This is a genomic window from Brevundimonas sp. LM2, assembly GCF_002002865.1.
Lineage (GTDB): Bacteria > Pseudomonadota > Alphaproteobacteria > Caulobacterales > Caulobacteraceae > Brevundimonas.
Window position 1 is genome coordinate 1,800,602 of sequence record NZ_CP019508.1, and the last position, 20,104, is coordinate 1,820,705.

Here is a 20,104-nt window from a genome sequence, read left to right on the forward strand (position 1 = left end):
TTAATATGGAATTGTTTTTCTCACGGTGAAGGTAGCGCTCTGCATTCACCGGGCGTGGACTTCCAATATGCGTAGAGCTTTGCAATCCCTGTCGGGGCGGATCGCCCTGATGATCGTGGCCGGTCAGGCTGTATTGTCACTGGGCCTGGTGCTGGCGACTTCCTGGCTGATGACAAATGACGCGAAGGCTCGGGCCGCGGAACGGCAGGAAGCCAATATGCGTGTCGCCTGGCACGTCCTGGGCGGCTACGGCGAGGGATACGAGGTTCGCGACGGCGCCATCTATGTCGGTGCCACCGTCCTGAACGACAACTTCGTTCCGGTAGATCAGATCAAGGCCCTGGTCGGGGGTACGGCGACCGTCTTCATGGGTGACACCCGGGTGACGACGAACGTCAAGAAGCCGGACGGCAGCCGCGCGGTCGGCACGCCCCTTGCCGCGGGCCCCATCTACGACACCGTCCTGAAATCCGGAAAGACCTTCCGTGGAGAGGCTGACATTCTCGGCAAGCCCTTCTTCACGGCCTATGACCCTATCAAAAACGCGAAGGGCGAGGTGATCGGCATCCTCTATGTCGGCATCCCCCAGGCGGAGTTCCTGCAGAGCGTCACCGAGACCCGGAATGCGATGATCGGCCTTGGGCTCGCGATCGCCGCGGTCGTGACCCTGGCCTGCCTGTTCGGCACGCGCCGTCTGCTGGGACCACTGGAGGGTCTGACCGCCAATATGTATCGCCTGGCCGAGGGCAAGACGGACATCGATACGCCCTGGGCCCATCGCAAGGACGATATCGGCCAGATGGACCGGGCCGTCGGGCAGTTCCGGGACTCCGCACTGGAGCGGATTCGGCTCACTGAAGAGGCCGCACGCGAACGGGCCAAGGCGGACAAGGAGCGGATGGCTGTCGAACAGGAGCGCGCCCGGTCAGCTGAGGCCACGGAACAGTCCAGACAATCGGTCGAGCGCGAGCGTGCCCGGACGGCGCAGGAAGACGCCAGCATCATCGCCACCCTGGGGGACGCCCTGTCCTCCCTGGCGGACGGCAATCTGGCGCGACGCATCACCATCGATCTCGCGCCGAAGGCCGAGCGTCTGAAGCAGGATTTCAACGCGGCAGCCACCGCCCTGGCCAATACGATGAGCGAAGTGACCGAGGTCGTCGGCGGGGTCGAAGCCGGGTCCGGCGAAATGGCGGGCGCGGCGATGAATTTGTCGCGCCGGACCGAGCAGCAGGCGGCCGCGCTTGAGGAAACGGCGGCCGCGCTGGACGAGATCACCGCCACGGTGCGCTCGACCGCGGAAAGCGCCGCACAGGTCGCCGATGTCAGCAGCGCTGCCATGAAGCGGGCCGAGACGGGCGGCGATGTGGCCGATGACGCCAATGCGGCGATGAGCGCCATCTCCAAGAGCGCCGGGGCCATCACTCAGATCGTCAGCGTGATCGACGAGATCGCCTTCCAGACCAATCTGCTGGCGCTGAACGCGGGCGTCGAGGCCGCGCGCGCCGGCGATGCGGGCCGAGGCTTTGCCGTGGTGGCGTCCGAGGTGCGCGCCCTGGCGCAACGCTCGGCGGACGCAGCCAAGGAGATCAAGGTTCTGATCCTCGACTCCAGCAAACAGGTCTCGTCGGGGGTCGATCTGGTCGGTCGGACCGCGGAGGCCTTGCTGACCATCCGATCCGAGGTCGAACAGGTGAAAACCCTGGCCCTGACCATCGCCGCCTCGACCGCCGAACAGGCGACCGCCCTGCAGCAGGTCAATGCCGCCATCAACCAGATGGACAATGTGACCCAGCAGAACGCCGCCATGGCGGAGGAGGCGACGGCCGCCAGCCAGATGCTCTCGGACAAGGCCGCCGAACTGGGCCGGCTGGTGGGTCGGTTCGACCTTCAGGCCGGACACGCCCCCCGGCAGACCTATTCGCAGGCCGCCTGAGAAGCGGGGGCGTCATCCGGCCCGCCGGCGTCCGTCGCGACGGCGGTCCCGGGCGGTCGGGACGCGATATTCGCGTCAGCGTGTTTGCGGTGTCGCCGACGTCGTCTAAACCCTCCTCGATGCCGTTCTGTCGGAGAGCCTGGTGAAGATTGCTGAACGCTGGTTCGTGATGGCGGGCGTCGCCTTGCTGGGCGGGATCGCCCTGGCCGGGCTGGTCGTCGCCGTCTATGCGGCCTGGCTGTTCCATGACCTGCCGGACGCGTCGGAGTTGGCCGACTATCGCCCCGCGACGGCGACGCGGGTCTATGCCGGGGACGGGACGCTGATCGGCGAGTTCTCGGACGAGCGCCGCATCTATGTGCCCTATGAGCAGATCCCACCCCTGGTGGTGAAGGCCTTCCTGGCGGCGGAGGATCGCAATTTCTTCCAGCACGGGGGCATCGACGTCTCGGGACTGGGCCGGGCCATGTTCAAGAACGTGTTCAACGCCGCGACGGGGCGGCGGCTGGAAGGCGGCTCGACCATCACCCAGCAGGTGGCCAAGAACGTTCTGCTGACCAACGAATCCACACTTGGCCGCAAGCTTAAGGAGGCGATCCTCTCCAGCCGGCTGGAGACGACCCTGTCCAAGGAGCAGATCCTCGAGCTGTATCTGAACGAGATCTTTCTGGGCTACCGGTCGTACGGCGTGGCCTCGGCGGCCTACAACTATTTCGGCAAGTCGCTGGATCAGCTGACGCCGGATCAGGCCGCCTTCCTGGCGGCCCTGCCCAAGGGACCGAACAACTACCACCCCAAACGCCACCCGGCCGCCGCCAAGGGCCGCCGGGACTGGGTGCTGGGCGAGATGGCCCAGAACGGTTTCATCACCCAGGCCGAAATGACAGAAGGCCAGGCCCGACCGCTGAACGCGCAGGACGCCCCGCGTCGGGCCGCCTATCAGGACGCCGACTTCTTCGTCGAGGAGGCCCGCCGGCAGGCCCGGGCCAACCCGGACTTCGGTGACCAGTTGAACGCCGGCGGCTTCTATATGCGGACGACGCTGGACCCGTCGCTGCAGACCGCGGCGCGCGACGCCCTGATGCGGGGGCTGGAGAACTACGACCGTCGGCATGGCTGGCGCGGGGCCTGGGGCACGACCGACTTCGCCCCGGGATGGCAGGCCGTCGCCCTGCGTCAGGCGGCCCCGCCCGAGCGCCGCGAATGGCGCGCCGCGGCCGTGGAAAGCGTCTCGGGCAATACGGTGCGCATCCGCACGGCCCGCGATGACGAGACCGGAACCCTGATCGCGGCCGATGCGGCCTGGGCCAATGCCAACCGCCCGCTGAAGCGCGGCGACCTGATCTTCGTCGAGCCCCGCGCCGGCCAGTACGCGCTGAAACAGGTGCCCCTGGTCAACGGTGCCATGGTGGCGATCGAACCGCAGTCCGGCCGCGTGCTGGCCATGGTCGGCGGCTATTCCTATGCGCTGTCCAGCTTCAACCGGGCGACCCAGGCCCAGCGCCAGCCGGGTTCCGCCTTCAAGCCGTTCGTCTATGCCGCCGCCCTGGAGGGGGACTTCACCCCGGCCTCGATCGTGGTCGACGGACCGATCAGCTTCGCGGGCGGACCCAATGGCGGGCGCTGGACCCCGGAGAACTACAGCCGCCGCTACTATGGCCCCTCGACGCTGCGTCGGGGCCTGGAGCTGTCGCGCAACGTCATGACCGTAAGGCTGGCGGACAGCATCGGCATGAAGAAGGTCGTCGACCTGGCCGCACGGATGGGCGTGGCCAGCAACCTGCAGCCCAATCTGTCGGTGTCGCTGGGGGCGGGGGAGGTCACACCCTACAATCTGACGGCCGCTTATGCGGCCTTCGTGAACGGTGGGCGGAGGGTCAATCCCTATCTGATCGAATATGTGCAGGACCGGGACGGGGAGACCATCTTCCGGGCCGATCCGCGTCGTTGCCGCGACTGCGGGCGTGCCTTCTCGGGCCAGGCCTCGCCCTTCCTCGAACCGCGCGGAACCCAGGTCATCGATCCGATCACCGCCTATCAGATCAGCTCGATGCTGGAAGGCGTCGTACAGCGCGGGACGGCGGCGAGCGCCGCCAGTCTGGGCCGCTGGGTCGGCGGCAAGACCGGTACGACCAACGAGTATCGCTCGGCCTGGTTCGTCGGGTTCACCACCGATATCGTCGTTGGGGTCTTCATCGGCTTCGACGACAACCGCTCGCTGGGGTCCGGCGAGGCCGGGGCATCGGCCGCCGTGCCGGTGTTCATCGATTTCATGCAGGACGCGCTGAAGGTGCGTCCGGCTCGGCCCTTCGTGCGCCCGCCCAATGCGGTCTTCCGCGACGTGAACGGTATCGAGGAAGCCTTCCGGCCCGGTACCGAGCGGCGCCGCGAGGAGGAGCGGCAGGTCCGCGACGTCGCCGCTCCGGTCGGACCCCAGAACTACAACGACGTGATCCGTCGGGAGGCCGAAGCCGACGCCGGGCCCGCGCCGGGCCTGAACGCTCAGCCAACGGCGCCACCACCCCCGCAACGCGCGGAGCCGGCCGAGGACCTGAGCGGGTTGTACTAGGGCGGGCCCGGACGATCGGGCCGTGCGATTGGCCCTCGACCCCCGCTCCCCGACCCTCTATGTCCGCGCCTCACCTTTGGATCGCAGGAGTGCGCGATGAGACCGGATGTCGAGGCCATGAAGGCCGACATCGAGCAGAGCGTCGCTCTGCTCAGGAGGCGTCTTTGACTGGGATGTCGCCAATCGAAAGCTCGATGAGCTGAACGCGCGGGTCGAGGACCCGACGCTGTGGAACGACCCCGACGCCGCCCAGGCCGTCAGCCGCGAACGCTCGCGACTGAAGACCCAGATCGACACCGTCCTGGAGATGGAGTCCGGTCTGGAGGACGGCGTCATGCTGGCCGACATGGCCGATGAGGAGGGCGACGCCGCGACGCTGGAAGAGGCGCGCGCGACGCTGAAAGCCATCAAGGACCGCGCGGCCCGGGCCGAGCTGGAGGCCCTGCTGTCGGGCGAGGCGGACGGCAACGACGCCTATCTGGAGGTCAACTCCGGCGCCGGCGGCACCGAGAGCTGCGACTGGGCCGGCATGCTGCTGCGGATGTATTCCCGCTGGGCCAAGGCCCATGGCTATGAGGTCGAGATCGAGGCGTCGGAAGACGGCGATCAGGCGGGCATCAAGTCGGCGACCATCCTGGTCAGCGGTCCGAACGCCTATGGCTGGCTGAAGTCGGAGTCGGGGGTGCACCGGCTGGTGCGGATCAGCCCCTATGACGCGGCGGCCAAGCGGCACACCTCGTTCGCCTCGGTGGGGGTCTCGCCGGTGGTGGACGACACGATCGAGATCGACATCAATCCGGCCGACGTGCGCACCGATACCTACCGGGCGTCCGGGTCGGGCGGTCAGCACATCAACAAGACGGACTCGGCCGTGCGCCTGACGCACATCCCGACCAACACCGTCGTGGCCTGCCAGGCCGGGCGCTCGCAGCACCAGAACCGGGAACAGGCCTGGAAGATGCTGCGGGGCCGACTGTATGAGCTGGAGCTGCAGAAGCGCGAGGCGGCGGCCCAGGCCCTGGCGGACGCCAAGACCGACATCGGCTGGGGTCACCAGATCCGCAGCTACGTCCTCCAGCCCTATCAGATGGTCAAGGACCTGAGGACCGAGGTCGAGACCTCGGACACCCAGGGGGTGCTGGACGGCGATCTGGACGCCTTCATGGGGGCGGCCCTCGCCGCCCGGGTCGGCGAGACGCGCGGCTCGACGGTGGATTGATCCTCCTCTCCCTCTCTCAGGAAAGGGAGAGGATGAGCGGTCAGGCCGGCTTCAGATCGATGACCTGAGGTGCGGGCGCTGTGGCGGCGACCGGCGTCGGAGCGGCGACCGGCGGCGTCGCGACCGCAACCGGCGTCGGCCGGGGGGCGGGAGCCACCGGGGCGGGGGTGTCGCGGCGGCTCTGCAGCACGCGACCCTGGAAATAGGCCCCGATATCGATCGACAGTTGTTCGGCGGTGATGTCGCCGTCGACATAGGCTGTCGAGACCAGCTTGACCTGCTTGCCGGTCACGCCGCCGACGATACGGCCGCGGACCTCCAGATAGTCTGCGGTCACATTGCCCTCGATGGCGCCAGTCTCGCCGACGATCAGACGGCCGACGCGGACGTCGCCCTTGACCGCGCCATCGACCTGCAGGTCGCCGGCGCCGGTCACATGGCCCTCGAACTGCAGATCCGACGACAGGGTCGACAGGCCGCGCGACGAGGCGATCGGGGAGGGTGCGGCCGACGGGGCGACCGAACGGTTCATGCCCGGCGACGGCAGGTCAGGCAGCGGGGGGATGGGCATCGCGTTGCTCGGACGGTCGGGCGTCGCCGGCGCTTTGGGCTTATTGAACAATTTGGTCTCCTGCTCGGAAGAAGCGTGCTGGGTTCTGGGGTCGGCCATCCATCCACACCTCATAGTGCAGGTGAACGCCGGTGGAGCGACCGGTCGTGCCCATGGCACCGATCCGCTGGCCCAGCGCGACGCGCTGACCCGGCTGGACCGCCAGGGTGTTAAGGTGAGCGAAACGAGTCTTGAAACCGTGCCCGTGGTCTATCTCAATGGTATTGCCATACCCTGAACGTACGCCAGCGTACGAAACGACGCCCGGAGCCGTCGCGTGGATGGGGCTGTTCAGAGGCGCGGCGAAGTCCTGACCCTGATGGACGGCCGGTCGACCGTTGAAGGGATCGAACCGCACGCCGAAACCGGAGGTGGTGCGGGCCTGGGTCGGGCGATCGAACGGCAGGCCTTCGGCCGCGTCGGCCAGACGACGCATTTCGGTCAGGTTGTCGGCGGCATGGCGGATACGGACGGCGAAAGGCTCGTCGACGTCCAGGATGGTGGCCAGGGCCTTGGGATCCCGAGCCTCGATCAGCGGCCCGCCCAGGGCCGAGCCGCGTGCCCCATAGACGGCGGGGTTCAGGCCCGCCAGGCGGAAGGCCAGGCGAAGCCGCTCGGCCCGGGTCTGGGCAAAGTCGCCCGCGCGCTCGATGAGCCGCTCCTGGTCCATCCTGACGGCCACGATGCGCTGAACCGGGGCGGCCTGGCCCGCGGCCGGCGGCGTCGCCGGGACCAGGACGGTCTCGGCGCCGTCCACGCCGCGAAACAGGCTCATCACCTGGGTCAGGGCGGCGTGGCGGCGTTCGACCAAGCCGGCCATCTCATCCAGTCCGCCGGTCGTGGCCGACATCCGCACCACGGCGGTCTCCAATCGCGCCTGGAGGTCTGCGTTGAGCCGTTCGGACGCGGCGCGGGCGCGGACCACCTCGGCATCGGCGCGGCTTCGGGTCACCAGGTCGAAAATGAAACCCCCGGACGCCACCAGGGTCCAGCCGGCCAGGATGACGCCGCACAGAGTCAGAAGGATCTGCCGACCGCTGGTCAGAACATAGCCGCGCGTCTCGCTCTGGGTGCGGAGGTAGATGTGGCGTTCCGGAAACCAGAGTTCGATCCAGGAGAGCCTGACCGCTCCCTTATCTTCCGCCATCGTAACACGCCCCCATGTACGGAGCCGACTATCCTTCAACTGTTGCTCTGCCGCAATAGCGTTCACGAAATGTTAACTACGTTGGCGGGTCGATGCTCCGTGAACGAATCTATCCCGGCCAAGATTCGCGCAGCAGGAGATTTAACCGCCGCCGCCTTTCGTCTGCGCCTGAAGCGTCAGCCGGTGAGCCCGTTCGTGGCGGCGAGGACGGCCTCGGCATGGCCCTTGACGGACACCTTGGGCCAGACGTTGCGGACGATGCCGTCCGCGTCGATCAGGAAGGTGGCGCGCTGGATGCCCATATAGGTCTTGCCGTACATGCTCTTCTCGACCCAGACGCCCCAGGTTTCGCAGGCGTCCGCCGCCTCATCCGAGGCGAGAATGACCTTGAGATCGTACTTGGCCTTGAACCGCTCCAGCTTCTTCACCGGGTCCTTGGACACGCCGATGACGGTCACGCCCGCCGCCGCGAAGGCCTCGGCATGGTCCGAGAAATCCCTGGCCTCACTGGTGCAGCCCGGCGTGTCGGCCTTGGGATAGAAATACAGCACCGTGGGGCCGGCCAGGGTGGCGCGGCCACTCCCACCGGCGGGGAGGTCAAGCGCCGGGGCCTTCGAGCCTTCGGTGATGTCGGTCATGGATGGATCTCCGGTCAGACGGGGCGAACGAGCATGAATTTCTTCTTGCCCGCGGCCAGCTTCAGGACGCCGTCCGCATTGACGTCCGCAGCCTCGATAAGACGCGCGCCGTCGGCGATCGCCTCGTCATTCAGTCGCAGGCCCCCGCCCTGGGCCAGACGCCGGGCCTCGCCGTTGGAGGCGGTCAGGCCCGCCCGCGTGGCGACGGCGGCCAGCATGGCCCCGATCACCTCGGCGGACGGCAGGTCGATGGTCGGCAGGTCGCTGGAGAGCGTGCCCCGTTCGAACGCCCCCTCCGCGGCGGCGCGGGCGGCGGCTGCGGCCTCGGCCCCGTGCAGAATGGTGGTCGTGGCGTCGGCCAGGGCCTTCTTGGCCTCGTTGATCTCGGCCCCCTCCAGCGCCTCGAAGGCCGCGATCTGGTCCAGCGGCAGGTCGGTGAACAGGCGCATGAAGCGGGCGACGTCGCCGTCCTCCGTATTCCGCCAGTACTGCCAGTAGTCGTAGGGCGACAGGGCGTCGGCGTTCAGCCAGACCGCGCCGCCGACCGTCTTGCCCATCTTGGCCCCCGAGGCCGTGGTCAGCAGGGGGGTGGTCAGGCCGAAGGCGGGCTTCTGATCCACCCGGCGGACCAGGTCGACGCCGGAGACGATATTGCCCCACTGGTCCGATCCGCCCATCTGCAGCAGGCAGTTGTGGCGACGGTTCAGTTCCAGGAAGTCCACCGACTGCATCAGCATGTAGTTGAACTCGAGGAAGGTCATCGGCTGTTCGCGTTCCAGCCGCTGCTTGACCGAGTCGAAGGCCAGCATGCGGTTGACGGTGAAATGGGTGCCGTAGTCGCGCAGGAACTGGATGTAGCCATAGGTCGACAGCCAGGTGTCGTTGTCGATCATGATCGCGTCCGACGGTCCGTCGCCGAAGGTCAGGAAGCGTTCGAACGTGCCCTTGATCGAGGCCATGTTGGCGGCGATCGTCGCGTCGGTCAGGTGGGGGCGCGAGGCGTCCTTGCCGGTCGGGTCGCCGACCTTGGTCGTGCCGCCGCCCATGATGACGATCGGCCTGTGCCCCGCCTGCTGCAGCCGACGCAGCAGCATGATCTGGATCAGGTGGCCGACATGCAGGCTGGGGGCCGTGACGTCGAACCCGATGTAACCCGTGACCACGCCGGCCTGGGCCGCCGCGTCCAGTTCGACCGGATGGGTGATCTGATGGATATAGCCGCGCGCCTGCATGGTCTGGAGGAAGTCGGACTGGAAGGCGGCGTCGGTCATGGGCTCGGCGGGGCTTGGCGGAGGAAGGAGGGGGCGTGTAGCACGGCAGGATGCCAGAGCGAACTGACCGTCCGACGATGCTGGAAGTCCGACTGAAGCCGCATTCGGCGTCGCCGGAGAGCCCGATCGATGCTCTGACCGTGCAGCTTGAGCGCGACGGCCTGTCCCTGTGGCTGCGCTTCATCGCGGAAGGGCAAATGCCCGAGGTGGTCTGGCCGGGGCCTGCCGCGTCGGGGCGCGCTGATGACCTGTGGCGTCACACCTGTTTCGAGGCTTTTGTGCAGGCCGATGACGGCTATGTCGAATACAACGCGTCGCCATCGGGCCAGTGGGCAACCTATCGCTTCGACTCCCCACGCCAGGGTATGCGGAATGCCCTCGAGGTCGCGACGCCCGGCCTACTGGATTTGGCGTGGGATAGGCTGGCGCTGGAGACGCGAATCGAGCTGCCAAACGGCGCGACGCGACTGGGCCTCTCGGCGGTCATCGAGGCAGTCGGCGGCAGCATCTCCTACTGGGCGCTGGCCCATCCGTCCGATAAGCCGGACTTCCATCATCCCGATTCCTTCATTCTGGACCTGCCATGACGTTCGGTATCGATCGCCTGCTGTCCGAGCCCGATCTGCTGGCGGTGCTCAAGGGACGGCGCGTGGCCCTGCTGGCCCACCCGGCCTCTGTCACCGCCGACCTGACCCATTCGATCGACGCCCTGATCGCGGCGGGGGTGACCATCAGCGCCGCCTTCGGCCCCCAGCACGGGATGAAGGGCGACCTGCAGGACAATATGATGGAGAGCCCGGACGAGACCGATCCGGTGCACGGCTTCCCGGTGTTCAGCCTGTACGGCGAAGTGCGGCGGCCGACGGCCGAGGCGATGCAGACCTTCGACGTGATCCTGGTTGACCTGCAGGACCTGGGCTGCCGCATCTACACCTTCATCACGACCCTGCTGTATGTGCTGGAGGCGGCGGCGGAACACGGGAAAGAGGTCTGGGTGCTGGACCGACCCAACCCCGCGGGGCGGCCGGTCGAGGGCACCACCCTGTTGCCGGGGTGGGAGAGCTTCGTTGGGGCCGGGCCGATGCCGATGCGGCACGGCATGACCCTGGGCGAGCTGGGCCACTGGTTCCTCGATCATTTCAAACTGGATGTGGCCTATCGGGTCATCGCGATGCAGGGCTACGACCCGGAGGCCGGGCCGGGGTTCGGCTGGCCGCTGGGGGAGCGGGCCTGGATCAACCCCAGTCCCAATGCGCCGAACCTGTCGATGGCGCGGGCCTATCCCGGCACGGTGATGGTCGAGGGGGCCACCCTGTCGGAGGGGCGGGGCACAACCCGGCCGCTGGAGCTGTTCGGGGCCCCCGACATCGACGCCCGCGCCGTGATCGCCGAGATGCGGACCCTGGCCCCGCAGTGGCTGGGCGGCTGCGTCCTGCGGGACATGTGGTTCGAGCCGACCTTCCACAAACATGTCGGTCGGCTGTGTTCGGGCGTCCAGATCCATGTCGAGGGCCCGGCCTATGTGCATGGGGCATTCCGGCCCTGGCGGGTGCAGGCGCTCGGCTTCAAGGCGATCCGGCGGCTGTATCCCGACTACGACCTGTGGCGGGATTTTCCCTATGAGTACGCCTTCGGCAAGCTGCCGATCGACGTGATCAACGGCGGGCCCGGGCTGCGCGAATGGGTCGATGATGCCTCCGCGACGGCGGACCATCTGGACGCTATGGCGGGCCCGGACGAGGTGGCCTGGATCGAAGCGCGGCGGCCGTTCCTGCTCTACTAATCGGTCTTGATCGAAAACCGGCGATCGATTAGTTGTCCCGTCAGCGGACCGGGCCCCTCTGACGTCTGATGGCAGACGTGATGTCGGACCGCATCGAGCGAGCTCGGTGCGCGACGGCCCTTCGGTCGATCCCTGATGCGCGCCGTGGTCGCTCCCTGAACATGGGGAGTCCAATGGACCTTATGACTGTCTTTCTGGCCGACTGGCTGGGCAAGCCGGCCTGGATGTGGCTGGCCTTCATGGGCGTGGTCGTCGCGCTGCTCGCGCTGGACCTGGGCGTCCTGCATCGAGACCAGCACGAGATCGGCGTGCGAGAGAGCCTGCTTCTTTCGGGCATGTATATCGCCATCGCGCTGCTGTTCGGCGCGTGGGTCTGGTGGGAGCTGGGCGGCCAGTCCGGCCTCGAGTATCTGACCGGCTTTGCGATCGAGAAGTCGCTGGCGATGGACAACGTCTTTGTCATCGCCATGATCTTCGGCTATTTCGCCATCCCGCGCGCGCTTCAGCACCGGGTGCTGTTCTGGGGCATCCTGGGCGTCATCGTCCTGCGGGCCCTCATGATCGGCGCGGGCGCGGCCCTGGTCAGCCAGTACGGCTGGGTCCTCTATATCTTCGCCGCCTTCCTGGTCTTCACCGGCATCAAGATGTTCCTGGCCGGCGAAGGTCACGCCGACGTGGGGGCGAACCCGCTGGTGCGGTGGATGCGTGGTCATCTGCGCATCACCGACACGCTGCACGGTCAGAAATTCTTCGTGCGCCAGCCCGACTCCAAAGGCCGAATGGTCCTGTGGGCCACGCCGATGTTCCTGGCGCTGGTGATGATCGAGATCGCCGACGTGATCTTCGCGGTCGACTCGGTGCCGGCGATCTTCGCCATCACGACGGACCCGTACATCGTCTACACCTCGAACATCTTCGCGATCCTGGGCCTGCGGGCGCTGTATTTCGCCCTCGCGGCCGTCATCCACCGCTTCGCCTATCTGAAACAGGCGCTGGCGGTGCTGCTGGTCTTCATCGGCGGCAAGATCTTCGTGGCCGACCTTCTGGGCTGGGAGAAGTTCCCGGCGGAATGGTCGCTCGCGATCACGGCCGTGATCCTGTCGACCGGCGTGCTGTGGTCGCTGTGGAAGACCCGGTCAAACGGCGGCGATCCGACCCTGTCCTAGTCGGGGGTGCGGGCCCGGCCGATCAGGCCGGGTCCGTTCAGGCCGGTTCGGCTTCCAGGCGCTTGTCCAGATACAGGCCGACGCGGCGGTCGACGGCGTCGATATGGTCCTGCCAGAAGTGGCTGGCGCCTTCTTCCAGCTCATAGTCGATGACGATGCCCTTCTGGGTGCGCAGCTTGTTGACCACGCGCTCGACCTCGACCGGCGGGACCACGGTGTCGGCGGTGCCGTGCAGGAACAGGCCCGAGGCCGGGCAGGGGGCCAGGAAGCTGAAGTCGTACATGTTGGACGGGGGCGAGACCGAGATGAAGCCGTCCGTCTCGGGCCGGCGCATCAGCAGCTGCATGCCGATATAGGCCCCGAACTGATAGCCGGCGACCCAGGTCTGGGTGGCGGCGGGGTTGTTGGACTGCAGCCAGTCCAGGGCCGTGGCCGCGTCGGCCAGCTCGCCGATGCCGCTGTCGAACTCGCCCTGAGATTTGCCGACGCCGCGCGAGTTGTAGCGCAGGGTGGCGAATCCGCGCTGCTGGAACAGCTGGTGCAGGGTGACCGCGACCGGGTTGTTCATATGCCCGCCCGCCTTGGGGTGGGGATGCAGGATCAGGGCGATCGGGGCATTGGCCCGTTTGCCGGGCGAATAGCGGCCTTCGATGCGGCCGGAGGCGCCGGGCAGGATGACTTCAGGCATGGGGCTCTGGAATCCGTTCAACTGTCATTACGCCACGGCCCCTAATACTTGACCGCTGGGGTAGGACTTTCTAAGTCCACTCCTGCGTTCGGCCGCTTCGCGAAGCGGCGGGTCATAGCACAGGACCCCGCAAAAGCCCGCGATTTTTGAGGACGACGATGCGACTGTCGACCAAGGGACGATACGCCGTGATGGCGATGGCCGATCTGGCCCGCAACAGCCAGGGCGAAGGCGCGTCCGGCCGCGCCGTGTCCCTGGCCGAGATCGCCACGCGGCAAGAGATTTCATTGAGTTACCTGGAACAGCTGTTCGCGCGTCTGCGCAAGGGCGGGCTGGTGCGCAGCGTGCGGGGGCCGGGCGGCGGCTATCGGCTGGCCAAGTCCGCCGGCGAGACCGTGGTGTCGGAAATCGTCCTGGCCGTCGACGAGCCGATCCGCGCCACCCGGTGCGAGGCGCACGGCACGCCGCGGGGCTGCATGCTGGCCGGCGAGAAATGCATCACCCACAATCTGTGGGAGGATCTGGGCGACGAGATCCATCGCTATCTGGCCAGCGTGTCGCTGGAGGACGTGATCCTGAACCGGACCGGTCGGCGCGGCGGGCCGGACACCCGGGCCGGCATCGGGGTGGCGGCATGAGCGGGATCTATCTGGACTACAACGCCTCCGCCCTGGTGCGACCCGAGGTGCAGGCGGCAATGGCTGAGGCTCTGGCCGACAACGGCAATCCCTCGGCCGTGCACGCGGCCGGGCGGCGGGCACGGGCGCGGGTCGAGACGGCGCGGGCGCGGGTGGCCGATCTGGTCGGGGCCGACAGCGCCTCGGTGGTCTTCTCGTCCGGCGGGACGGAGGCCAACGCCCAGGCCCTGGCCAGCGCCCTGGCGGCCGGGTTCGAGCGGCTGATCGTCTGCGCCACTGAACACCCCTGCGTGGCCGAGGCGGCGATGGCCTCGGGCAAGTCCGTCAAGGTCCTGCCGGTCGATGCGCGGGGGGTGATCGAGCTTGGCAAGCTGTCGGAACTGCTGCGGCAGCCAGGCAAGGCCGTGGTGGCCATCCACCACGCCAACAATGAGAGCGGCGTGATCCAGCCGATCCGCGAGGCCGCCGCCCTGGTGCGCGCGGCCGGCGGCTGGCTGCATGTCGACGCCATCCAGTCGGCGGGCAAGATCCCGGTCTCCATGGCCGCCTTGAAGGCCGATAGTCTGACCCTGTCGGCACACAAGCTGGGCGGGCCGCAGGGGGTGGGGGCCCTCGTGCTCGGCGAAGGCCGCTCGGCGGTGCAGATCATCCGCGGGGCCGGGCAGGAGCGCGGCATGCGGGCCGGGACCGAGAACGTCCCCGGCATCCATGGCTTCGGCGTGGCGGCCGACTGTGCCGCGCGCGACCTGACGCTGGCGTCGGCGCATGAGCCGTGGCGCGACGCGGCCGAGGTCGTGCTGACGGCCGCCGGGGCGACGGTGATGGGGCAGGGGGCCGAACGTCTGCCCAATACGTCCTTCATCGCCGTGGCCGACTGGGACAGCCCGACCCAGCTGATCAGCCTGGACCTGGCCGGGGTCATGGTCTCGGGCGGGTCGGCCTGCAGTTCGGGCAAGACCAAGCCGTCGCGCGCCATTCTGGCGACCGGCCGGATGGATCTGGCCACCGGGGGGCTGCGCGCCTCGGGTGGCTGGGGGACGACGCAAGACGATTGGTCGCGCTTCGCCGCGGCCTGGGCGTCCTCATATGTAAAGCATCGCGCGCGCCAGTCCGCGCGCCTTAAGGAAACCGCCTAAGCCATGGCCGCCGTTCAGGAAACCATCGACGCCGTCGCCGCGCTGGAGAAGTACGAGCACGGCTTCACCTCGGACATCGAGACCGAATACGCCCCGCGCGGTCTGAGCGCCGACATCGTCCGCTTCATTTCCGAGAAGAAGGGCGAGCCGGAGTGGATGCTGGAATGGCGTCTGGCCGCCTATGAGCGCTGGCTCGCCATGGAAGAGCCGACCTGGGCCTCGGTGAAATACGAGCCGGTCGATTATCAGTCGCTGTTCTACTACGCCGCTCCGAAGAAGAAGGATGGGCCCAAGTCGCTGGACGAGGTCGATCCGGAGATCCTGGCCATCTACGCCAAGCTGGGCATCCCGCTGGGCGAGCAGGCGGTGCTGGCCGGCGTCGAGGGCGCACCCCGCTACGCCGTGGACGCGGTGTTCGACAGCGTCAGCGTGGTCACGACCTTCAAGGCCGAGCTGGCCAAGGTCGGCGTCATTTTCATGCCCATTTCCGAGGCCTTGCGCGAATATCCGGATCTGGTGCGGCAGTATCTGGGGTCGGTCGTGCCGGTTTCGGACAACTATTTCGCGGCCCTGAACAGCGCGGTCTTTTCGGACGGGTCGTTCGTCTACATCCCGCCGGGCGTGCGCTGCCCGATGGAGCTGTCGACCTATTTCCGCATCAACGCCAGCCAAACCGGACAGTTCGAACGCACCCTGATCATCGCCGACAAGGGCAGCTACGTCAGCTACCTCGAAGGCTGCACGGCCCCGATGCGCGACGAGAACCAGCTGCATGCGGCGGTGGTCGAACTGGTCGCGCTGGACGACGCCGAGATCAAATATTCGACGGTCCAGAACTGGTACCCAGGCGACGCCGAGGGCAAGGGCGGCATCTACAACTTCGTCACCAAGCGCGCCGACTGCCGGGGTGATCGGTCGAAGGTCAGCTGGACCCAGGTCGAGACCGGCTCGGCCGTGACCTGGAAATACCCGTCCTGCGTCCTGCGTGGCGAGGAGAGCTCGGGCGAGTTCTATTCGATCGCCATCACCAACGGACATCAGCAGGCCGACACCGGCACCAAGATGATTCACCTGGGCAAGAACTCGAAGAGCCGGATCATCGCCAAGGCGGTGTCGGCGGGCAAGTCGGACTCGACCTATCGCGGCCTGGTCTCGGTGCACCCGAAGGCGACGGGCGTGCGCAACTTCACCCAGTGCGACAGTCTGCTGATCGGCGTCGACTGCGGCTCCCACACCGTGCCCTATATCGAGGCCCGCAACGGCTCGGCCCAGCTGGAGCACGAGGCGACGACCACGCGGTTGAGCGACGACCAGTTGTTCTATGCCCAGCAGCGCGGCCTGTCGCAGGAGGAGGCGGTGGCCCTGCTGGTCAACGGCTTCGTCCGCGACGTGATGCAGAAGCTGCCGATGGAGTTCGCCGTCGAGGCCCAGAAGCTGGTGGCGATCTCGCTCGAGGGGAGTGTGGGGTGAGCAAGGGGCACGCCTTCGCGGGGCCAAACGGAGCAGGCAGGGGTCAGGTATGGTATGCTGATCCGAGGAGATCGCTATGAGCGCATTGCCCCAGCCACAGACCGAGCACCTGACGATCGAGGTCGATCACAACCTTGCGCAGCGGTTCAGGACCGCAGCGAACGAACGCGGCATATCACTGTCCGACCTGATGGTCGGCTTCACGGAATGGGAGTTGAGCCAGCAGGACTCGATGACGGCAGAGCCGTTCACGCCTGAACAGGTTGCGCAGATCGAGGAAAGCCTAGCCCAGATCGAGCGCGGTGAGACCTTTAGCAATGAGGAAGTCTTCGACAAGCTGAAGGAGCGGTACCCGGATCAGACCGGGCGGCAGATCATCGAGGCGGCCATCAAGGCCTACGCCGAGCTGTCGAACTATGCCGTCGATATGTTCGTTGTCGAAGAGGACGCCAAGGCTTTGATGGCCGCCGGGATCGCCGACATGGAAAGCGGCAACGAGATTAATCAGGAGGAGGTGTTTGCCCACTGGCAGACCAGATACGGGTGAGAGCAGTCAGATGGACTGCGGCCGCCCGGCGCTCCGCCGAGCTGTATCTCGACTATCTGAACGACCAAAATCCGCAGGCTTCCAAACGCGCGAGCCTCGAGATTAGGTCGGTCAGTCGGCAGCTAACCTATGTGATGACGCCGGGACGGCCATCAGTGCGTTGGGCCGGCTTTCGGGAATTTTCCCTGCGACGCTGGAAGAAGATCATCGTCTTCAAGATTTTGCCGGACCGCATCTCGGTCGTTGCCTTTTACGATATGCGTCAGGACCTCAACGCCTTGCCTCCTCCATTTGAATGAAACCTATGCTCTCCATCTCCAATCTCCACGTCACCATCGGCGACAAGCCGATCCTCAAAGGGCTGACGCTCGACGTTCCGGCGGGCGAGGTGCACGCCATCATGGGGCCGAACGGGGCCGGCAAGTCGACGCTGGGCTATGCCATGTCGGGACGGCCCGGCTATGAGGCGACCGAAGGCGCGTTGTCTTGGAACGGGCAGGACCTGCTCGATCTCGACCCCGCCGCGCGGGCGGCGAAGGGCGTGTTCCTGTCGTTCCAGTATCCGATCGAGATCCCGGGCGTCCCGGCCCTGACCTTCGTGCGCACGGCGCTGAACGCGCAGAAGCGGGCGCGGGGCGAGGAGGAGGTCTCGGCCCCCGCCTTCCTGAAGCTGGTCCGGGCGGCGTCGGCGGCGCTGAAGATGGATTTCGAGATGCTGAAGCGGCCGCTGAATGTCGGCTTTTCCGGCGGCGAGAAGAAGCGGATGGAGATCCTGCAGATGGCCCTGCTGGAGCCGTCGCTGCTGATCCTCGACGAGACCGATTCCGGCCTCGACATCGACGCCCTGCGCATCGTGTCCGAGGGGGTCAACGCCCTGCGCCGCCGCGACCGGGCCATGCTGGTGATCACCCACTACCAGCGGCTGCTGGACTATATCAAACCCGACCGGGTGCATGTGCTGGCCGCGGGCCGGATCGTGGCCTCGGGCGGGCCGGAACTGGCGCACCAGCTGGAGGCGGAAGGGTACGACAAATACCTGCCGCAGGCTGCATGACGGCGCTGGACCTGCGCGACCCGTCCACCTTCCCGTCGCGGCGGGTCGAAGCGTGGAAATACACCGACCTGGCCCGGGTGCTGCGCGAGACGCCGCCGCCGTCGCCGCCCGTCACGATCGCCCCGGGTGGGCCGTTCGCGGCCTTGGGTGGCGAGGAGCTGGCCTTCGCCAATGGCCGGGCGGTCGGGGCCGACGCCTTCGTGGCCTCGGGCGAGCAGACGCTGCGGCTGCGGTTCGTCTCGGACGCGACCGGCACGGGGCACAGCGCGGCGGTTCGGATCGCGGTCCGGCCGGGCGCGCGCCTGACGCTGCTGGAAAGCCATGAAGGCGCGGGCGCAGCCTATGTCGCCAACTATCGGCTCGAACTGGACATTCCGGCCGGGGCGGAGGTGACACGAGTGGTGCTGGTCGACGAGCCGGCGGACGCCATCTCGGTGGCGGTGACCAATGTGAAGACGGCCCCGGGCGCGGTGTACCGCCACACCGCCATCACCAGTGGCGCGCGGCTGCAACGGCAGGAGACCCATCTGGCCCACGGCGGCGAGGGGACGGAGATCACCCTGGACGGCCTCTATGCCCTGTCCGGCGAGCGCCATGCCGACCTGACCAGCGTGGTCCGACACGGCGGGCTGAACGGCGTCACCTCCCAGCTGACCAAGGGCGTGGTGCGCGACACGGCGCGCGGCGTGTTCCAAGGCAAGATCGTCGTTGAGCGGGGAGCCGACGGCACCGACGCCCGTATGGGTCACCACGCCCTGATCCTGGGCGAGCGGGCCGAGGTGGACGCCAAGCCCGAGCTGGAGATCTATGCCGACGACGTGCAGTGCGCGCATGGCAACACCGTCGGCAATCTGGACGAGGACGCCCTGTTCTACCTGCAGGCGCGCGGCCTGCCGGCGGACGAGGCGCGCGCGCTCCTGACCCAGGCCTTCCTGTTCGAGGTCGTCGATCGCATCGTCCATGAGGGCGCGAGAGAGGAGGTCCGGTCATGGCTGACGGCACGGCTCTGATCACTCGCTTCGACCCCGATGCCGCCCGGGCCCAGTTCCCGATCCTGTCGCGGACGGTGAACGGCAAGCCGCTGGCCTATCTGGACTCGGCCGCCTCGGCGCAGAAGCCGCGGGCGGTGATCGACGCGATCACGGGCGCGATGGAGGGCTCCTACGCCAACGTCCACCGTGGTCTCCACACCCTGGCCAATGAGACGACCGAGGCCTTCGAAGCGGCGCGCGAGACCGTGGCCCGCTTCCTGAACGCCGAGAGCCCCGACCAGATCGTCTGGACCAAGGGCGGGACCGAGGCCTTCAACCTGGTGGCGGCGGGGCTGGCGCAGAGCCTGAAGCCCGGCGACGAGATCGTCACGACCCAGATGGAGCACCACGCCAACATCGTGCCCTGGTCGATGCTGCGCGACCGGCTGGGCATCGTGCTGAGATGGGCCCAGGTGGCGGATGACGGCTCGCTGGACATGGCGGCACTCGCCGGGCTGATCGGACCGAGGACCAGGCTGGTTGCCGTGACCCATATGTCGAACGTTCTGGGCACGGTGAACGACGTGAAGGCCGTGGCCGACCTGGCCCATGCGGCCGGGGCGCTGCTGCTGGTCGACGGCTGTCAGGGGGCGGTCCACTGCAGCCCCGATGTCCAGGCGCTGGACTGCGACTTCTACGTCTTCACCGGCCACAAGCTGTATGGCCCGACCGGCATCGGCGGCCTGTATGGCAAGCGGGCGGCCCTTGAGGCCCTGCCGCCGTATCAGGGCGGGGGCGAGATGATCGCCACGGTGACCGAGGATGCGGTGACCTATGCCGACATCCCGCATCGGTTCGAGGCGGGCACGCCGCCGATCCTGGAGGCCATCGGCCTGGGCGCGGCGCTGGAGTGGTTCATGCGCTTCGACCGTGAGGCGGTCGCGGCGCATGAGCGGGCGCTGTACGATCATGTCGTCGAGCGTCTGGCCGGCCACGACTGGCTGCGGATCATCGGCGAGGCCCCTGGCAAGGGGGCGATCCTGACCTTTACGGTTGAAGGAGCCCATGCCCACGACGTGGCCCAGATCCTGGACCGGTACGGCGTCGCCGTGCGGGCCGGGCTGCACTGCGCCGAGCCTTTGTCGAAGCGATTTGGCATCAGTTCGAGCGCGCGGGCCAGCTTCGCCCTATATAACACCACCGAGGATGCCGATGCCTTTGTGGACGCGCTGATCAGGGCGCGGGAGTTCTTTGTATGAGC

General features: G+C 67.4%; 19 protein-coding genes. 14 read left to right on the plus strand and 5 right to left on the minus strand.

The window, feature by feature from the left end; translation table 11 throughout:
* Window positions 1-67 precede the first annotated feature (67 nt).
* From BZG35_RS08850 to prfB, 3 genes are all read left to right on the plus strand, one after another.
* Window positions 68-1,936 (plus strand): methyl-accepting chemotaxis protein, encoded by a 1,869-nt coding sequence (locus BZG35_RS08850; protein ID WP_077355319.1) that lies wholly within the window; start codon window positions 68-70, stop codon window positions 1,934-1,936.
* 169 nt (window positions 1,937-2,105) lie between these two features.
* The gene (locus tag BZG35_RS08855; RefSeq protein ID WP_253189342.1) at window positions 2,106-4,505 is read left to right on the plus strand and encodes a penicillin-binding protein 1A; all 2,400 of its coding nucleotides are present in this window, start codon (window positions 2,106-2,108) and stop codon (window positions 4,503-4,505) included.
* A 96-nt stretch (window positions 4,506-4,601) separates the two neighbouring features.
* Window positions 4,602-5,724 (plus strand): peptide chain release factor 2 gene (gene prfB, locus BZG35_RS08860; RefSeq protein WP_150125985.1). Its coding sequence is split into 2 segments (ribosomal slippage): window positions 4,602-4,670 and window positions 4,672-5,724, totalling 1,122 coding nucleotides; the frame shifts between segments, so codons are not numbered across the junction.
* A 40-nt stretch (window positions 5,725-5,764) separates the two neighbouring features.
* On the opposite strand, the gene BZG35_RS08865 is transcribed toward prfB, so the two are convergent.
* The 4 genes from BZG35_RS08865 to tyrS form a co-directional block, all read right to left on the minus strand.
* Window positions 5,765-6,295: a polymer-forming cytoskeletal protein gene (locus BZG35_RS08865; protein ID WP_150125986.1), complete on the minus strand. Its 531-nt coding sequence runs from the start codon at window positions 6,293-6,295 to the stop codon at window positions 5,765-5,767.
* A 40-nt stretch (window positions 6,296-6,335) separates the two neighbouring features.
* Window positions 6,336-7,481, minus strand: a complete 1,146-nt coding sequence (locus tag BZG35_RS08870; RefSeq protein ID WP_077355322.1) for a peptidoglycan DD-metalloendopeptidase family protein — start codon at window positions 7,479-7,481, stop codon at window positions 6,336-6,338.
* 176 nt (window positions 7,482-7,657) lie between these two features.
* The gene (locus tag BZG35_RS08875) at window positions 7,658-8,119 is read right to left on the minus strand and encodes a peroxiredoxin (RefSeq protein ID WP_077355323.1); all 462 of its coding nucleotides are present in this window, start codon (window positions 8,117-8,119) and stop codon (window positions 7,658-7,660) included.
* Between the two features lie 14 nt (window positions 8,120-8,133).
* Window positions 8,134-9,390 carry a tyrosine--tRNA ligase gene (tyrS, locus tag BZG35_RS08880; protein ID WP_077355324.1) on the minus strand — a complete coding sequence of 419 codons (1,257 nt, stop codon included), beginning with the start codon at window positions 9,388-9,390 and terminating at the stop codon, window positions 8,134-8,136.
* A 77-nt stretch (window positions 9,391-9,467) separates the two neighbouring features.
* Here tyrS and BZG35_RS08885 point away from each other — a divergent pair, with 77 nt between their 5' ends.
* From BZG35_RS08885 to BZG35_RS08895, 3 genes are all read left to right on the plus strand, one after another.
* Window positions 9,468-9,977, plus strand: a complete 510-nt coding sequence (locus tag BZG35_RS08885) for a DOMON-like domain-containing protein (protein ID WP_253189128.1) — start codon at window positions 9,468-9,470, stop codon at window positions 9,975-9,977.
* A complete protein-coding gene (locus tag BZG35_RS08890) occupies window positions 9,974-11,173 on the plus strand; it encodes an exo-beta-N-acetylmuramidase NamZ domain-containing protein (protein WP_077355325.1) in 1,200 nt (399 codons plus the stop codon). The genes BZG35_RS08885 and BZG35_RS08890 overlap by 4 nt, the downstream gene beginning before the upstream one ends.
* 173 nt (window positions 11,174-11,346) lie before the next feature.
* Window positions 11,347-12,339: a TerC family protein gene (locus BZG35_RS08895; RefSeq protein WP_150125987.1), complete on the plus strand. Its 993-nt coding sequence runs from the start codon at window positions 11,347-11,349 to the stop codon at window positions 12,337-12,339.
* A gap of 37 nt (window positions 12,340-12,376) precedes the next feature.
* On the opposite strand, the gene BZG35_RS08900 is transcribed toward BZG35_RS08895, so the two are convergent.
* On the minus strand, window positions 12,377-13,027 hold the full coding sequence (locus BZG35_RS08900) for an alpha/beta hydrolase (protein ID WP_077355326.1): 651 nt from the start codon (window positions 13,025-13,027) through the stop codon (window positions 12,377-12,379).
* A gap of 158 nt (window positions 13,028-13,185) precedes the next feature.
* Here BZG35_RS08900 and BZG35_RS08905 point away from each other — a divergent pair, with 158 nt between their 5' ends.
* The 8 genes from BZG35_RS08905 to BZG35_RS08935 all read left to right on the plus strand — a co-directional run bounded on the left by BZG35_RS08905 (window position 13,186) and on the right by BZG35_RS08935 (window position 20,102).
* The gene (locus tag BZG35_RS08905) at window positions 13,186-13,665 is read left to right on the plus strand and encodes an Rrf2 family transcriptional regulator (protein WP_077355327.1); all 480 of its coding nucleotides are present in this window, start codon (window positions 13,186-13,188) and stop codon (window positions 13,663-13,665) included.
* Entirely contained in the window at window positions 13,662-14,801 is a 1,140-nt protein-coding gene (locus tag BZG35_RS08910) for a cysteine desulfurase family protein (protein ID WP_077355328.1), read from the plus strand. Before BZG35_RS08905 ends, BZG35_RS08910 begins: the two co-directional genes overlap by 4 nt.
* A 3-nt stretch (window positions 14,802-14,804) precedes the next feature.
* Window positions 14,805-16,271, plus strand: a complete 1,467-nt coding sequence (gene sufB, locus BZG35_RS08915) for a Fe-S cluster assembly protein SufB (RefSeq protein ID WP_077355329.1) — start codon at window positions 14,805-14,807, stop codon at window positions 16,269-16,271.
* 76 nt (window positions 16,272-16,347) lie between these two features.
* A complete protein-coding gene (locus tag BZG35_RS08920) occupies window positions 16,348-16,818 on the plus strand; it encodes a hypothetical protein (RefSeq protein WP_077355330.1) in 471 nt (156 codons plus the stop codon).
* On the plus strand, window positions 16,815-17,117 hold the full coding sequence (locus BZG35_RS17630) for a type II toxin-antitoxin system RelE/ParE family toxin (RefSeq protein ID WP_171981920.1): 303 nt from the start codon (window positions 16,815-16,817) through the stop codon (window positions 17,115-17,117). Before BZG35_RS08920 ends, BZG35_RS17630 begins: the two co-directional genes overlap by 4 nt.
* A 5-nt stretch (window positions 17,118-17,122) precedes the next feature.
* Window positions 17,123-17,872, plus strand: coding sequence for a Fe-S cluster assembly ATPase SufC (gene sufC, locus BZG35_RS08925; RefSeq protein ID WP_077355331.1), 750 nt, complete (start codon window positions 17,123-17,125; stop codon window positions 17,870-17,872).
* Window positions 17,869-18,882 (plus strand): Fe-S cluster assembly protein SufD, encoded by a 1,014-nt coding sequence (sufD, locus tag BZG35_RS08930; RefSeq protein WP_077355332.1) that lies wholly within the window; start codon window positions 17,869-17,871, stop codon window positions 18,880-18,882. Before sufC ends, sufD begins: the two co-directional genes overlap by 4 nt.
* Window positions 18,861-20,102 (plus strand): aminotransferase class V-fold PLP-dependent enzyme, encoded by a 1,242-nt coding sequence (locus BZG35_RS08935; RefSeq protein ID WP_077355333.1) that lies wholly within the window; start codon window positions 18,861-18,863, stop codon window positions 20,100-20,102. The genes sufD and BZG35_RS08935 overlap by 22 nt, the downstream gene beginning before the upstream one ends.
* Window positions 20,103-20,104: the final 2 nt, after the last annotated feature.

What these genes read in the sequence shown, in the direction of transcription:
- BZG35_RS08900 (WP_077355326.1), bottom strand. Translation starts at nt 13,027, where the DNA reads ATGCCTGAAGTCATCCTGCCCGGCGCCTCCGGCCGCATCGAAGGCCGC.
- BZG35_RS08850 (WP_077355319.1), top strand. Translation starts at nt 68, where the DNA reads ATGCGTAGAGCTTTGCAATCCCTGTCGGGGCGGATCGCCCTGATGATC.
- sufD (WP_077355332.1), top strand. Translation starts at nt 17,869, where the DNA reads ATGACGGCGCTGGACCTGCGCGACCCGTCCACCTTCCCGTCGCGGCGG.
- BZG35_RS08910 (WP_077355328.1), top strand. Translation starts at nt 13,662, where the DNA reads ATGAGCGGGATCTATCTGGACTACAACGCCTCCGCCCTGGTGCGACCC.
- sufB (WP_077355329.1), top strand. Translation starts at nt 14,805, where the DNA reads ATGGCCGCCGTTCAGGAAACCATCGACGCCGTCGCCGCGCTGGAGAAG.
- BZG35_RS08870 (WP_077355322.1), bottom strand. Translation starts at nt 7,481, where the DNA reads ATGGCGGAAGATAAGGGAGCGGTCAGGCTCTCCTGGATCGAACTCTGG.
- BZG35_RS08920 (WP_077355330.1), top strand. Translation starts at nt 16,348, where the DNA reads ATGAGCGCATTGCCCCAGCCACAGACCGAGCACCTGACGATCGAGGTC.
- BZG35_RS08875 (WP_077355323.1), bottom strand. Translation starts at nt 8,119, where the DNA reads ATGACCGACATCACCGAAGGCTCGAAGGCCCCGGCGCTTGACCTCCCC.
- BZG35_RS08855 (WP_253189342.1), top strand. Translation starts at nt 2,106, where the DNA reads ATGGCGGGCGTCGCCTTGCTGGGCGGGATCGCCCTGGCCGGGCTGGTC.
- BZG35_RS08865 (WP_150125986.1), bottom strand. Translation starts at nt 6,295, where the DNA reads ATGCCCATCCCCCCGCTGCCTGACCTGCCGTCGCCGGGCATGAACCGT.
- BZG35_RS08905 (WP_077355327.1), top strand. Translation starts at nt 13,186, where the DNA reads ATGCGACTGTCGACCAAGGGACGATACGCCGTGATGGCGATGGCCGAT.
- sufC (WP_077355331.1), top strand. Translation starts at nt 17,123, where the DNA reads ATGCTCTCCATCTCCAATCTCCACGTCACCATCGGCGACAAGCCGATC.
- tyrS (WP_077355324.1), bottom strand. Translation starts at nt 9,390, where the DNA reads ATGACCGACGCCGCCTTCCAGTCCGACTTCCTCCAGACCATGCAGGCG.
- BZG35_RS08895 (WP_150125987.1), top strand. Translation starts at nt 11,347, where the DNA reads ATGGACCTTATGACTGTCTTTCTGGCCGACTGGCTGGGCAAGCCGGCC.
- BZG35_RS08935 (WP_077355333.1), top strand. Translation starts at nt 18,861, where the DNA reads ATGGCTGACGGCACGGCTCTGATCACTCGCTTCGACCCCGATGCCGCC.
- BZG35_RS08890 (WP_077355325.1), top strand. Translation starts at nt 9,974, where the DNA reads ATGACGTTCGGTATCGATCGCCTGCTGTCCGAGCCCGATCTGCTGGCG.
- BZG35_RS08885 (WP_253189128.1), top strand. Translation starts at nt 9,468, where the DNA reads ATGCTGGAAGTCCGACTGAAGCCGCATTCGGCGTCGCCGGAGAGCCCG.